The organism is Paenibacillus sp. TSA_86.1, assembly GCF_052691815.1.
In genome coordinates this window covers 242,605-257,555 of sequence record NZ_JBQZGE010000005.1, presented here as the reverse complement: position 1 = coordinate 257,555, position 14,951 = coordinate 242,605, and the positions used below count along the sequence as shown (strand labels likewise).

12 protein-coding genes are annotated in these 14,951 nt (G+C 48.3%); 5 read left to right on the top strand and 7 right to left on the bottom strand.

The genetic code is table 11. The features are described from left to right. The first annotated feature begins 125 nt into the window (after positions 1-125). The 3 genes from ACUTVW_RS13900 to ACUTVW_RS13890 all read left to right on the top strand — a co-directional run bounded on the left by ACUTVW_RS13900 (position 126) and on the right by ACUTVW_RS13890 (position 2,481). A complete protein-coding gene (locus ACUTVW_RS13900) occupies positions 126-431 on the top strand; it encodes an ArsR/SmtB family transcription factor (RefSeq protein WP_445646348.1) in 306 nt (101 codons plus the stop codon). 102 nt (positions 432-533) lie between these two features. After that, positions 534-1,376, top strand: a complete 843-nt coding sequence (locus ACUTVW_RS13895) for a hypothetical protein (protein ID WP_445646347.1) — start codon at positions 534-536, stop codon at positions 1,374-1,376. Positions 1,377-1,521: 145 nt separating this feature from the next. Beyond that, complete coding sequence (locus tag ACUTVW_RS13890; protein ID WP_434748973.1) at positions 1,522-2,481, top strand: MraY family glycosyltransferase; 960 nt, start codon at positions 1,522-1,524, stop codon at positions 2,479-2,481. Between the two features lie 176 nt (positions 2,482-2,657). Here the strand turns inward: ACUTVW_RS13890 and ACUTVW_RS13885 are convergent, their stop codons facing one another. The 3 genes from ACUTVW_RS13885 to ACUTVW_RS13875 form a co-directional block, all read right to left on the bottom strand. After that, a complete protein-coding gene (locus ACUTVW_RS13885; RefSeq protein WP_445646346.1) occupies positions 2,658-3,476 on the bottom strand; it encodes a carbohydrate ABC transporter permease in 819 nt (272 codons plus the stop codon). Beyond that, positions 3,476-4,369 carry a carbohydrate ABC transporter permease gene (locus ACUTVW_RS13880; RefSeq protein ID WP_445646345.1) on the bottom strand — a complete coding sequence of 298 codons (894 nt, stop codon included), beginning with the start codon at positions 4,367-4,369 and terminating at the stop codon, positions 3,476-3,478. Before ACUTVW_RS13880 ends, ACUTVW_RS13885 begins: the two co-directional genes overlap by 1 nt. Positions 4,370-4,656: 287 nt before the next feature. Continuing rightward, positions 4,657-6,000, bottom strand: a complete 1,344-nt coding sequence (locus ACUTVW_RS13875) for an ABC transporter substrate-binding protein (RefSeq protein WP_445646344.1) — start codon at positions 5,998-6,000, stop codon at positions 4,657-4,659. 480 nt (positions 6,001-6,480) lie between these two features. Here ACUTVW_RS13875 and ACUTVW_RS13870 point away from each other — a divergent pair, with 480 nt between their 5' ends. Next, positions 6,481-7,503 carry a LacI family DNA-binding transcriptional regulator gene (locus ACUTVW_RS13870; RefSeq protein WP_445646343.1) on the top strand — a complete coding sequence of 341 codons (1,023 nt, stop codon included), beginning with the start codon at positions 6,481-6,483 and terminating at the stop codon, positions 7,501-7,503. A 527-nt stretch (positions 7,504-8,030) separates the two neighbouring features. Beyond that, positions 8,031-8,285, top strand: coding sequence for a hypothetical protein (locus ACUTVW_RS13865; protein WP_445646342.1), 255 nt, complete (start codon positions 8,031-8,033; stop codon positions 8,283-8,285). Between the two features lie 23 nt (positions 8,286-8,308). On the opposite strand, the gene ACUTVW_RS13860 is transcribed toward ACUTVW_RS13865, so the two are convergent. The 4 genes from ACUTVW_RS13860 to ACUTVW_RS13845 are packed head-to-tail and all read right to left on the bottom strand — an operon-like array spanning position 8,309 to position 14,728. After that, complete coding sequence (locus ACUTVW_RS13860) at positions 8,309-10,270, bottom strand: amino acid ABC transporter ATP-binding/permease protein (protein ID WP_445646341.1); 1,962 nt, start codon at positions 10,268-10,270, stop codon at positions 8,309-8,311. Between the two features lies 1 nt (position 10,271). Beyond that, complete coding sequence (locus ACUTVW_RS13855; protein ID WP_445646340.1) at positions 10,272-12,311, bottom strand: ABC transporter ATP-binding protein/permease; 2,040 nt, start codon at positions 12,309-12,311, stop codon at positions 10,272-10,274. 1 nt (position 12,312) lies between these two features. Next, complete coding sequence (gene cydB, locus ACUTVW_RS13850; RefSeq protein WP_445646339.1) at positions 12,313-13,341, bottom strand: cytochrome d ubiquinol oxidase subunit II; 1,029 nt, start codon at positions 13,339-13,341, stop codon at positions 12,313-12,315. Beyond that, positions 13,313-14,728, bottom strand: a complete 1,416-nt coding sequence (locus ACUTVW_RS13845; RefSeq protein WP_445646338.1) for a cytochrome ubiquinol oxidase subunit I — start codon at positions 14,726-14,728, stop codon at positions 13,313-13,315. Before ACUTVW_RS13845 ends, cydB begins: the two co-directional genes overlap by 29 nt. Between the last annotated feature and the right edge of the window lie 223 nt (positions 14,729-14,951).

The window sequence follows — 14,951 nt, the reverse complement described above, 5'->3', positions numbered from 1 at the left end:
TTCGAATAATTTCGAACAATATGATGCAAAAAGAACCTTACCATACTTCAACGCCCAATCGCAAGATATAATTCGAAATTTTTCGAACGTTGAAAGAAGTTGCCGAATATGCTACCGTCTATCTTATGAGAACTTTAACGATACCTACAGCTTCGGAGATGAGTCTGACCACGGTTTGTAATGCACTCGGTGACCCGATACGCATGAAAATTGCACACTGCCTGGCCAGCTCGGGCGAGAAAAACTGCTCGGCTTTTGAAGTCGACCATATCTCCAAATCAACGTTGTCCCACCATATTAAAATGCTGCGTGAAGCAGGCATTATTCAGCCTCGCATCGAAGGCAAACACCACTTTTATTCGCTTAGAAAGGATGAACTCAACGAGCGATTCCCCGGCCTTGTCGCCATGATCCTGGACACAACCGTATGAGACACGCACCGAGTTACGAACTGAAAAATCTATAAAACAAGTAGATCTACAACTTCTCTCACTCGATTGAATAACTGGAATCAGGACAGGAGGCTCCTTCTAATGGATAAAAAAGCAGTCAAAATTCTAATGAACACATTCTGGGGAGGGGGCGGCTGGAAATCACCCCGCGACCCTTTTTCGGGTGATGACTTCGAATATGCCAAAAGCAACGGAGTGATGTTCGATCCGCTCACCATCACACATGACGAGATTGTACAGCGCCTGCACAACATTCATCAGAATCCCGCACTCAAAGAGCGAGTTATTACAGCATTTCTCCACAGTCTATCCACCAAAAAGGTTTATCTGCGAAGCGCATTATGCAGCTGGGCTTTGACACGAAACATGCCTCTGCATACATTCGGGGAACGCCCGGCCTTACATGCAAATACAAGCTCCTGCGGGGATTGCAACTTTCTTCGTTTACAATCGGACAAACAATATGTTAACGCGGATTTGAATGTGCTGAACTTTGAACGGATGAAATGGGGCGGTGTGCGTCATGGATGGCTACTCTACTGCCTGATGGATCTGGAGTTACTGCTTCAGGATTACAACGATAATCGCAGTACCAGTACTGGGAACGATCACCTTCCTCCCTACGAAGTGACTGAGGAAGACCGAACGATCCTAGCCAGGTTGCTGGAAACCGCGCAGACCGGAGATGCAAAAGACAGCGCACGATCTCTGGAGAAAAAGTGGAAAGATTGCCTGCCCTCCAGCAAACAGGAACGGGACACCCTACTGGAAATCTGGGCAGCCGCAGGTATATTGGTTCCCGGGGATACGCCAAGGAAACGTAAAGGCGGTTCAGGGGACTTTGTTTTTGCTGCAACCTGGCAAGGCGATGATGGATATCATGCCGAAAACGTACTTGATTACTTCGGCCCCTATCTGCCTTAAGGGAATGTGCAAACTTTGCCTGCCACATTACAGCTGACGCGCATGAGCATCGAAGCGCCAGGTTACAATACTGACATCGACAGATTTCGGGTAAAACTCGTATAATAAGAGGAAATGGGATGATGGGAGTGAACCAAGCGAGTTTATGATATACATACTGGCTTTCATATTGTCTTTTGCTGTCGTGGTTCTGCTGATTCCGCCGCTGGGCCGACTGGCGCACAAGTTGGATTTTGTGGACAAGCCCCGGGAAGACGTGGAGCGCAAGCTGCACAGACAACCGATACCACTGACCGCTAGCTACGCGATATTTGCCGGATTTTTCCTGACATACATTGCTCTGACGAAAGAACTGACTTGGGAAACGGCTGCGCTGGTTGCAGGCGGCATGCTTCTTCTGACGATTGGTACGATTGATGACTGGTACAAAACCAAAGGTAAAGATTTTCCCGCACTACCTAAAATGATTATTCAGGTCTCGGCTGCAGTGCTCGTCTTTGCGTCCGGCATTGCGTTTACCGGCTTCGTGAATCCGTTCAATGCGGAATATGTGTTGTTGCCCATCTGGCTGCAATTCATTCTGACGATCCTGTGGATTTTTGGGGTAACCACGGTGATTAACTTCTCGGACGGTATGGATGGACTGGCTGGCGGTTTATCTGCGATATCAGCCATCACGCTGTTTATTGTAGCGATTACGAAGGGCCAGAGCGATTCTGCGCTGATGTCCATCACATTGGTCGGGGTAACACTCGGTTATCTAAAATACAACAAGGCTCCGGCCAAAGTATTTATGGGCGATGCCGGCGCTACGTTCCTTGGATTTATTTTGGCGGTTATCGCACTTGACGGTGCATTCAAACAAGCGACGATGCTGTCCATTTTCATTCCGATTCTAGCACTGGGCGTACCGATTTTCGATAATATCTTTGTTGTGATCAAACGTTTCCTGCAAGGCAAAGCGATCTACCAAGCCGATGCAAGCCAAGCTCACTATCGCCTGCTGCGTGCCGGTCTGAACCATAAACAGGTCGTTGCCGTGCTTTATCTGGTCAGCACCTGTCTGTGTCTGTCCTCCATTATTTTGTTATTAGTGGATATGTAAAAGAAAATCATTGTATCCTCCAATGCAAGCTATGCAATTGAGTAATTCAATAGGAATACAAGAAGCCACCTTCATGTTGAATGAGGGTGGCTTTCTTTTGTTATCCGATATCTTGTTACATCAACATCAGTACATCAAGAACACATCGAGATTATCTTTTTTTCAATTCGCAAAAACTATGATTTCACCGCACCAGCCATCGCACCGCCAACGATGAAACGCTGCAACGCAACGTACAGCACAACCAGTGGTAATGTCACAATCAGAATACCACACGCCAGTAGTGGCCAGTTATTCATATACTGCCCATAGAAGGTAAACAACCCTTTGGTCACCGGCTGATAATTCGGATCAGACAAATAAATCGTTGGCCCAATAATATCATTCCATACCCCGATGGCTGTAAGAATAATGCCTGTTGCGAGAATCGGCTTCATTAACGGAACAAGAATAGTGAACAAGTAACGGGTGTACCCGCACCCATCCATAGCAGCCGCCTCATCCAGCTCACGCGATACCGATTTGATATAACCAACAAACATCAAGAATGCTATGCCCGTGCCCGTCGTTTTTAGCAAAATATAACCCGTTTGCGTATTATACAGACCCAGTTGATTGATCAAAGAAAACTGCGGGATCAACGGATTCGGCAAATACATCGAGATCAAAAAGAAAATATAAATAAACGTACTGAACTTCACGTATCTGCGAGCAAGCGGGAAGGCTGCAAATATAGACAAAATGATGGTCAGCAGCGTGGACATGCCCGTGTACAGCACGCTGTTCCACATATACTGCGAGAAACTGCCCTTTGTCCATGCTTCAGCAAAGTTTTCCAGCCGGATGCCTTCCGTAAGTGCTACGGGATTCAGCAAATACTCTGTCTGTGTTTTCATTGATACATTAAACAGGTAGAACAGAGGGAAGACGTATAGCGCAAGCATCAGCAGCACAATGATGTAACTGATCGTTCTTGACGTTCTGCTCTGCTTCATTATACTTCCACCTCTCTTTTGCGAAGATAGAACAAAGCGATCATCGAGATCGTAAATACAAACAGGAACTGAATCATCGCTACCGCAGAAGCCAGACCATAATCGGCTGAACCACTGCCAAACGCTGTTGCATAAACGTCAAACGCCAGTGTTGTTGTATTAAATTTACCGCCAGTGAGGACGTAGATAATGTCAAAGGTTTGCAATGCGCCGATGATGGACAATAGCATATTTACAGTAAACGCAGGAGCGATCATTGGGAACGTAATGTTGGTGAATGCTTTCCAGCCCGATGCACCATCCATATAAGCCGCCTCGTACAGATCACTCGGAATCGTCTGCAAGCCTGCAAGGAAGATGGTCATGGAGTATCCCATGTACATCCAGATTTGCACGAAAATAATCAGCTCGAAGGCAATATTATAATCCCCGAAAAAGTTCGAGCTCGTGCCAAAGAAATTCAGAAGCGACTGCGCAGGTCCGCCGAGCGGATTCGCTACGAGCTGCCAGATCAATCCGGACACCGTTACACCAAGCACGACGGGCAAAAAGAACACCGCACGATACAGCTTGTCGCCTCGAAGCTTTTTGTTAATCAGAATGGCCATGAACAGACCCACTGCGTTTTGGATGATGACTACAGCAAACGCAAAATATAAGGATCGCCCGATCGCGTCCAGCCGATCTCCTGCATTGGATGCACCAAAGAAGGTTTTATAATTTTCAAAACCGATAAAGCTCCATTCCTGTCCACGCACACCTGTCGCATCCGTAAACGAAAATAGTACGGTCACGAGTGATGGGCCAAAGCCAAATACGACATAAAGCAGCAGCGGAATGCTCAAATACAGATAAGGAATCAGCCGTGCCTTCCCTTTCCCAAACGGATACATCGTCCTCACACCTTTCATCGGGTAAAACCAAACCAAGTGGTCAAAACTAAAAGAAGTAAACAGGTACAACATAAGAAAAAACCGGAATAACAGCTTGACTTGATATGGGCTGGCCTGAAGGCTCTGACCCCAAGCGCTATTCCGGTTTATGTTACAGCTTGCATCATAAAGCAGGGCTTCATGTTATTTTAGAACAGACTACTGCATTTCCAGATCATCGCAAGCTGTATGAGAAGCTTAGATCGATAGTCCGGAAACAACATTAATGATCAAGCATGGGGTCTCCGTTATTTTGGAGCCGCTGCATCCCAGTCTGCTTGTGATTTGCTTGCCAGTTCCTCCGGTGTTGCAATTGGGCCGGCTGGTTTGAGCATCTCAGCGTGAACACTGGACTCGGCGATATACTGTCCTACGTTCTGACGATTAATGAACAGCTGATCCCACGAAAGCTTGAAGTTTTCCAGGTATGGCTGAATGTCTTTGATAAACTCACTCTTGATCTCCACATCAGGCTGCGTCGGAAGGAATCCGGCTGCATTGACAAAATCCGTATAGTTCCCTTTCTCCGACAGCATTTCAAGCCATTTCAATGCATAATCCTTGTTCGGTGATTTGTCTACAACCATCCAGGTCATATCGTATTTACCGGCCAAGTCTTTGTTCTTCGCTGCATCGTTGCTGCCCGGAATCGGGAAATAACCAAATTTCAGATCCGGGTTAGCCGCTTGAATCGTCGTAGCATCCCATGTACCGTCAGCAATCATCGCCACCTTGCCTGTGGCAAACAGACTTGGCAGTGTTCCATAGTCAATCCCCATGAAACCAGGCATGGCACTGTTCATCAACGTTTGAGCTTTCTGTAATACTTCGATCTGCACCGGATCAGTCAGCTTCGTTTGTCCTGTCCACAGACCTTTGATGTAGCTCAGCTGGTCGTCATGAATGGAGGCTTGAAGTCCTTGCACCGCAAGACCAATCGGCCAAACATCTTTACCTGCGAAGCCCAGTGCTTCTACGCCGTTATCTTTGAATACTTTGATGACGTTTTGCATTTCATCCCACGTGGTGGGCACTTGCAAATTGTACTTGGCAAAGAGGTCCTTATTGTAGAACAGGCCTGTGAATGCCACTTTACCCATGTTGACACCGTACACTTTGTCGTTGTACGTCATCGCGTTTTGCACATCAACTTCGTTGTAATTTTTGATAAAAGCCTGACCCGACAAGTCACTGATCAGCCCTGCATCGATCCACTGCTTCCACATCGGATCGGCCGCGCCTTTGGACCAGTCTTGCGGAGCACCAACAAAGCTCGACTTGAGCGGAATGATATCTACATCGCCCGTATTTCCGGCGTTCATCCGCGTTTGCATCAACTGATCGTACGTTGCATCTGCCGGAACTGTAGTGTACTCAACCTTCACGTCCGGATATTTCGCTTCAAATTTGGTATTGAATTCTTTGATGTAATTGTTGATATTCTCTTGTTGCCAGTGAATAATCTTTAACGTCACTTTTTTGTTTCCATCTGTAGAGGCTTTTCCATCGGAATCGGTAGAACCGTTACCGCAAGCTGCAAGCACAAACATTAAAGCGGTTACAAGTGTAATAGATAAAATCTTTCTCTTCATATCACTTTCCCCCAGCCATTCAAGATTAATTTACGAATTTACGAAATCAGTTTCGTTAATCACACCCTCATTATGACTTCACCTGATAATTTTGTAAATAGTTTATTTGAAATTTTACAAATTATTAGGTGGAAACCGCACCAGGTCTGGGGTTTACCAACATTTCCAAAGTGAATACGAACCTCATTTTACGAAACACCTATTCGTTGTACTGTGGTTTCCCACATCGACTCTTCCTGTAAATCTAGTTAAATCGGGCATGTATTCTCTGAAATGTGGACTCAATCTACTAAAACTGCTTGATATTTTCGTTGTTTGAGTAAGAAAATCTTTAAAAATATCCACACATATCATAATCACCCCGAGTATCGCCCTTTCTGTTATTGACTCCATAGGTGTTGTGGCATAGAATGTTGGCTAGTAAGCGTAAAAAGACACAGCCACAATCTACGAAACTAGTTTAGGATTTGAGGGATGTATATGAATATCAAAACGATAGCTCGTTTGGCCGGCGTGTCTGTTGCAACGGTGTCCAAAATTATTAACAACTACCCTGACATTGGCGAGGAGACACGCCAACGTGTGCTTAAGATTATGGAGGAGACAGGTTATCGCCCCTCATCTTCAGCCAAAACGCTGGCGACCAAAAAATCCAACCTGGTGGGTGTTGTATTTGCAGGGAAGCTGAACGTGGATTTCAGTCACCCTTTCTTTGTAGAGGTCATTAATGCCTTTAAGAAACAGATCGGTCTGTTAGGATATGATTTGCTTTTCTTTTCGAATGAAAAGTTTCTTGATCAGGGTGAGGACTACCTGGCACGTTCCAAATACTTTCAAGTGGATGGTTGTATTATTATTGCGGGGGATGAGGTGGAGAGCAGCGTATCCGACCTTGATGCCAGCCCCATTCCATGTATCGGAATAGATATCGAACTGACGGGACAGAACTCTTGTTACATCATGTCGGATAACGAGAAAATCTCCACCAAAGTGGTGGAGCAGTTTTACATGAATGGGTACCGAGATCTCGGATTTATCGGACTCCAGCGTGCCTCCCTCGTGATGCAGCAGCGGGAAAAAGCGTTTAAACAATCCCTAAAGCAGTTTAGTCTAGAAGAGAAACCGGAATGGTTGGTATACAGCAAAGATTATGCTGCAACCGACGGGTATGAGGCAGCCAAACAGCTACTAAAAGCGGACGTTTTGCCACGAGCTGTATTTGCTGCTACAGACTTGCTCGCATTCGGAGCAGTACGAGCCTTCAAGGAAGCTGGACTCCGTGTTCCCGAGGACATTGCTGTTGCGGGATGTGATGACATCGAAGCCTGCCGTTACAGCGATCCGCCACTCACAACCGTTAAGCAGGATACCGATAAAATCGGACGTCTTGCGGCAATGATCCTGTTCGACCTGATGAACAAACAGATGGACAATCGCTGCATTAAAGTAGAGCCGGAACTGGTACTTCGTCGCTCTTGCGGCACTCTGCTGGCTTATCAGTAAATGTGGCGTTGTGAAGAGGGCTGGGCGCAGGGCCAGGTTTAGCGTTATTCAAGTTGAGTAACATTGTAATTTGAGAGCGCTAGGGCTTAGGAACATCATTCTTTGGGCTAGGCAAGTGTTGAGCTATGTAAGAAGTAGGCGCTCTAACTCTCTCCCCCCCATCCATACTCTAACGATCACCAGAAGCCTTATTTGCCCCATTTTGCATCGGTAAAAATTCTAACGATCACCAGCGACGCTATTTGAAGCTAAATGGCTCGTTTACGGCTATTATGGGGCAAAAATGAGCAAATAGCGTTCCTCATGATCGTTAGAATTCGAAATATGTTAAAATGCGCCCAATAGCGTCATCTGAGATCGTTAGCCGGATTGTAACCAAGGAGACAATGGGCAGCTCACCGCGGGAGGGGGATGGGCAGTATTCGACAATACTTTCATATTCTAAGGAAAGTAAGTGTCTTGTCCATTGTCGCCAAGCAGTACTTAGACGTGTAGTGCCTGACAGTCAGTACATGATGAGATCTACATTGGCAAGCACAAACTATCGGCAGACTATCGGCAGACTATCGGCAGACTATCGGCAGACTATCGGCAGACTATCGGCAGACTATCGGCAGACTATCGGCAGACTATCGGCAGACTATCGGCAGACTATCGGCAGACACCAAAAAGACGAAGCTGGGCTGTGCCCACTTCGTCTTTTTGCCTATAACTTCTTGCTCTATCACTGCTTCCCGATCATCCTCAGGACTTGTAGGATCACGAGGTCCACTCATGTATAGTCACGGTCTGCCGAAACCGTAACTTATTTGGAAGCGACAGGGGGCAGCGGGGTCTTGCGCTGTCTGTCCAGCCATCCGGGCCGATCCAGTTCAAGGAGTCGGCGATACCGCTCTTCCCGAGCCAGCAGCTGTTCGTGAGAACCCTGCATGACGATGTTTCCATTTTCCACAAACACAATCTCGTCCATCTTCTCCGCACCAATCAGATGGTGGGTGACCCAGATCAAGGTTTTGCCTTGCAGGCTGTCCAGTATGGTGTGCATCAGTTCGCGTTCTGTCACAGGATCTAACCCCACGGTCGGTTCATCAAAGATAACAACAGGTGTCTTCCGTAGCAGCACCCGAGCCAGCGCAATTCGCTGGCGCTCTCCGCCCGAGAAACGCAGTCCCGTCTCCAGCATCGGGGTGTTATACCCCTGCGGCAAAGACTCGATCAGATCCGCCAAACCGACCTGGGCAGCTACCTGCCGAATCTCCTCATCTGTCGCATCCGGACGACCAATCCGCAGATTGCCCGCAACCGTAGTGTCGAACAGATGTGGGCTCTGATTGAGCACAGCCACCACTTCGGTTACACTCTCGCCAAGCATCTTCACAGGCAGATCATTGATTAAAATCTTGCCAGAAGAGGGAGACAATACACCCTGGATGAGCTTCAACAGTGTTGATTTGCCACCGCCACTGCGCCCGAGAATGGCCAGACGTTTACCCTGCGGCAGATGTAAGGAGATATCTTGAACAGCGTACTCTGCCTCTGCTTCATATCGATAACTTACTTGCTCGATGGTAATATCCGCACGCAGCTTCGGTGGAATCCGCAGGCGGATTCGTCCATCAGCAGCGCCCACTCCATCAACTCGAGCTACTCCGTCATCCGACGTATTTGCAACTGAAGCAGGCAGCCTTCCCTTATGCAGGTCAGCCTCTTGGTACTGCTTCTCCTGACGCCCCTTCTCTTGATGTTGCTTTGCTTGAAAACCTTTTTCCCCCGGCTCTTCCAGTTTGTTTAATCGCTCTAGCGATTCACGGTAATCTGGTATATGAGCAAGTGCATCGTTAACAGGCAGCAGTGATTCTGTAAGCGGGAACAGAACGAGGACAAATGCCGCGATCATCACTGCAGGTAGCTGAGCAGCAGATGCCGCTTGTCCTGCCCACAGGGTTACCGAAACCACCATCAGCCCAATGACACATTGGGCAATAAAGTCCCGCCAGCGGCTCCAGCTCCGCAACCTGCGCCGAATCTGATCAGCATACTCTTCGTCCTCTTCTTGCCACTGCACAAAGGCTGCGGCTCTGCCACTGGCAATCCAGTCACCAAGTCCAAGTACACCGTCGGTCAGGCGTGTGTATAACTTACTATTCTCTCTTTTGAGCTGTACACGCCATCTCCAGGTAATCTTCAGTGAAATTGCAGGAAGTACCAGAGCGATGAACAGCATATAGAGTGCTGCCCATAGCGCAAACATCGGATCTACACTACCAAAAGCCAGGACAGCCGCCGCATAGATCACAAGCGCAGTAACCGCCGGGAATACGGTGCGCAGATAAATATCCTGTAGGCGTTCCACATCATCGGCAAGGGCACCGAGCACATCACCGGTTTGCATCCGTGAACGCAGTAATAAAGCCTGCGGCTCCAAAATACGATACAGCTTCACCCGCTGATCTGCCAGCACACGCAAGACGGCATCATGTCCTGCCAATCGTTCGGCGTAACGGAACACTGCCCGGAAGATCCCAAAAGCACGCACACCCACAATCGGAACATACACCATCAAAATGTTTTCAGGACGCAGCGCAGACTTCGAGATCAGATATCCGGAGGTGAAAAGCAGCATCACGGCACAGAGAGCCGCACATGTGCCTAGTGCAATTGCACCGATGAATCGCCAGCGGTACTGTGCCGCGTATGGAGTGATCCAGCTATTTTTTTGTTGATCACCGCTGTGTTCAGCCTCTGTTCCTGGATGTCCGGATTTCATCTCATATCGCCTCCATCTGCGCCTGAATCATGTGATAATATACACCTTTTCGTGCAATCAATTCCTGATGTGTGCCTATCTCCGCTACCGTGCCGTGATCCATAACGATGATCCGATCCATATGCGGCATCCAGTGCAGACGATGAGTCGCCAGAAAGACAAGTTTACCTTCAAACAACGGCAGCATGGTCTGCTTTAACTCATACTCGGTCTCCACGTCCAAGTGTGCCGTAGGTTCATCAAGCAATAGCACACTGCGTTCACTCAGCAAAGCTCTTGCCAGTGCCACGCGTTGTTCCTGACCACCGCTAAGCTGCCTGCCTCCCGCACCAATCTGTTCATGCAACCCGCCTGGCAAAGACGACAAAAGCTTCGTTAGCCCCGCTACTTGTGCAGCTTGAGCCACCTCTGCGTCAGATGCCTCCGGTACATAAAAACGAATATTATCCGCAATCGAGCCACTGAAAATATACGGATGCTGCGGGATCGCAGCTGTCTGGCTACGCCAAGCCTCAAGTCGTTGCAGGGTCAGATGCTGTCCATCGACCAGCACTTGTCCGGCTGTTGGAAGCTGGAAACCTGCGAGAACATCGATAAGTGTTGATTTCCCGGCTCCGCTGGCACCAATGATCCCAATTCTATCAAAACCCTTTAGCTGAAACGTCACATCCCGAATGGAATAAGGACCCTCTGCTTCATGTTGAACCTGAATACCCGTCAGTGCTAACCGGCCATGCTCTCCCCATGAGAACAAGGATACGGAATCATCACCGTAGTTGTAGCTCAGGTAGCCTGGGGGACTAGAGTCTGCGCCATGAACTGAAGCTGATGAGTAAGATATTGTAAAGGATTTTGAGACCGGTGCCACCGGATTTAAGCCATGTTTGTCCCGGTTAAATACGACGCGCAGCTGCGAAGAGGACACCGATGTATGGGGCTGAGAAGGCATCGGCGTATCAAGAGATTGTTGTAAATCGGGCGAGGTTGGTCCTGATTCCGCCTCGCTTACGCCTCTTACACTACCATTCTTATATCCGTCCAACCCTTCCGTTCGTTCAACCATCCCTGCATAGGCTTGATGCTGACGCTGTTCTGCGGCTCTGCCTCGTTCAATCACTTTATTAATTGCTTCCCCGGCTTCCTTGCCATCTAATGTCGCGTGGTAATCTGCACCCAACATACGTACCGGCAGAAAGTATTCCGGTGCCAGAATCAGTACCGTCAGGGCAGGAAAAAGCGTCATATGCCCTTCTGTCAGCCGGAGTCCAAGGCCTACTGCAACCGATGCTACTGATAACATGGTGAAGAAATCCAGCGCAAACGAGGATAAAAAGGCCATGCGTAGTGTGGACATCGTTGCTTTTCGGTATCTTTGGCTTACTCTCATGATGGAGCCTTCGTGTGTTTTGCTTTGCCCCAGTGTTTTTAAGGTTTCCAACCCACGCAGCGTATCGACAAAATGATTCGCAAGCGCTTTGTAGGACTTGAATTGTCCATCCATCTTACGCTGGGTCGCCAGACCGATCAGGATCATAAATAGGATCAGAATCGGTAGTGTCAGCATCAATATTACACCGGACATGGTATCCAGTTTGAACATATAGAAGAGGATGACAACAGGTGTAAATCCCATGCCCAGCATACGCGGAATAAACAGCTCCAGATACGTCTTGTATTGAGAAATGCCTTCGCGTGCCAGCGTCACCAGATGTCCTGTACCCTCCGTCTTGGCGTAACGCGGTCCGAGCCGGAACCACTGTTCCGTCATCTGTCTACGCAGATCGGTTCCTGTTCTCTCCGCATACCGTGTAGTAACAAGTTGCAACCAGAATGACAGGGCATAGCGGGCGGCAAAAGCAGCCAAAAACAGCAACAGTACCGGATACTGCGACGAAACTGTGGCACCTTCAAACAAGGCCGTAATGGCCTGTGCCAGCCATTTGGCCTGCAACATAATCGTCATCGCCTGCAGCAGTACCAGCGCTGATGCCAGTGCGAGTACTGGCCGGATGCCCGGCAGCTTCATTAGCCCGCGTCCCATCTCAGTACTCCAGGTGGTGCTGCTCGTTCAGACGTTTGCGGAAAATATAATAACTCCAGATCTGATATCCGAGTACAAATGGCAGCAAGGTACAGGCAACAATAGTCATCACTTTTAATGAATATGGCCCTGATGCTGCATTATAGACCGTCAGATCAAATGCTGAATTAATCGAACTCACCATAACTCGCGGGAATAGCCCAATAAATACGGAGGCAAAGGCAATCGCAATAACTGCCCCCGTCATCCCAAAAGCCCAGCCTTCGCGTTGCTGACGAATGAAGTAAGCCGCAAGAGCCAGACCTGCAGTACCAAGCAGAGCCATAATCCAGAGCGCCCAGCCGCGAACGGTAAACACATCGGTCATCAGATAGGTCAATATTGCATATATCGCAAGGACTACGACTAGCGGCATCATTACCTTTTTCGCCAGTTGAAGTGCCCGTTCTCTCAATTCACCTACGGTACGCAGGGAAACAAATAACAGCCCGTGAACCAGGCACAATAACGTTACACTCAAGCCGCCTACGACGGTGTATGGATTCACAATATCCAGGAAGCCGGCATGCATCTGCATGTTCTCATCAATAGGCAGGCCCTTCATCAAGGTTGCAAAAACAACCCCAAACAGGAATGGCAGCAAAGCACTTGCCACCACAATAATGATGTCCCACGTTCTACGCCACCGCTGCTGTTTCATTTTACTGCGGAACTCAAAGGCAACTCCGCGTCCGATCAACAACAGCAACACAACAACAAGCGGCAGATAGAATCCGCTGAACAGTGTTGCGTACCAGTGCGGGAAGGCTGCAAACATGGCACCGCCTGCGGTCAGCAGCCAGACCTCGTTTCCATCCCAAAACGGGCCAATCGAGTTAATTAACGTACGGCGTTCACGATCTGTTTTGGCAATCAGACCCGTTGACATGCCTACTCCGAAGTCGAAACCTTCAAGAAAGAAAAATCCGATAAACAATACGGCGATCAGTACAAACCACAGCTCACTTAGTAACAACGGAATACCCCCCATCTACGCCAAACGGATCGACCGGCTCATCATGCTCTTCGGACTTATCGACGGCATACGGTCCTGCTTTGATTTTGCGTACAAACAGGAACACCATCACGATGCCCAGAACGGTATATGCCGCAGTAAAAGCAATCGTGGAGAATAAAATCATACCTGCTGATACATTCGGGGACACACCTGCTTCGGTCGTCATATACCCGAACACCGTCCATGGCTGTCTGCCGACCTCGGTCATAATCCATCCTGCTGAATTCGCAATAAACGGCAGGGAAATCGCAAAGACCATCAGACGCATAAACCATGGTTTAGCCACTTCCAGTTTCTTGCGCCAAGCCAGATATGTACCATACATCGCGAGCAGAATCATCAGTCCGCCCGCAGCAATCATGACACGGAAGCTCCAGAATGTAGTTCGTACTGGCGGAATATAATTTCCAGGCCCGTACGTCTGCTGATACTCGGCATTCAGTTCTTTCATGCCTTTGACACTACCTGAGAATTTACTATAGGAGAGGTAGCTGAGTAATCCAGGAATTTTGATCTCTCCGGAGTTCTCCTGTTTATCCGGGTCAATGGAGGCAATAACCGTCCACGGTGCCGGATCTTCTGTTGTCGTCCATGTACCTTCACTTGCGGCCATCTTCATCGGCTGCGTTTCCACCAGATATTGTGCCTGGAAATGCCCGGAGAAGGCTACACCCAGTGAGGATACGAGACCGATAATAACAGCAATGTTGAAGGATCTGCGGAACACTTCCACGTCTTGTTTTCTCATCAACTTGTAAGCACTAATGCCCGTCACCACAAATGCTCCCGTCATTAACGCACCAAAAATCGTATGCGGGAATTCAACGAGAAACTGTCCATTCGTAAGCAGTGCAAAGAAGTCATTCATCTCCGCCCGGCCATTATTGATGGCGAATCCAACGGGATGCTGCATAAACGAGTTCGCTGCCAGAATCCACACTGCTGACAGGAATGTACCGGCAAATACGAGCCAGATGCAGGCCAGATGCACTTTTTTGGACAACCGATCCCAGCCGAATATCCATAAACCGATAAATGTGGATTCCATGAAAAATGCCAGCAAAGCCTCGATCGCCAGCGGTGCACCGAAGACATCACCGACAAAGCGGGAATACTCCGACCAGTTCATACCGAACTGGAACTCTTGCAGAATACCGGTGACCACCCCGACAGCAAAGTTAATCAGGAACAGCTTGCCCCAGAACTTGGCCATCGTTTTGTAAATCTCTTTCCCCTTCATGACATACAACGTCTCCATAATCGCAACCAGCAGCACAAGGCCGATCGATAGCGGTACGAAGAAAAAGTGGAAAATCGTTGTAAGTGCATACTGGATACGCGATAACATAATCGGATCCATACCTTTACCCCTTCTTTCTGTTCGCTTTGGCAAGATACGTAAATGGCTTTGAAGCGGGTATCTTCGCTGTCTGTCCTCCAAATACGTTGTTGAACGTATTGTGCCAGATTACCTATTTTTCACATGTGATAATTATCACAACCCCGTCCCCCAGAAGCAAAAAAAGTGACCTCGGTCACACAATAGATAAAATTAAGCCTATTTATTGTGCTTGTACGTTGCC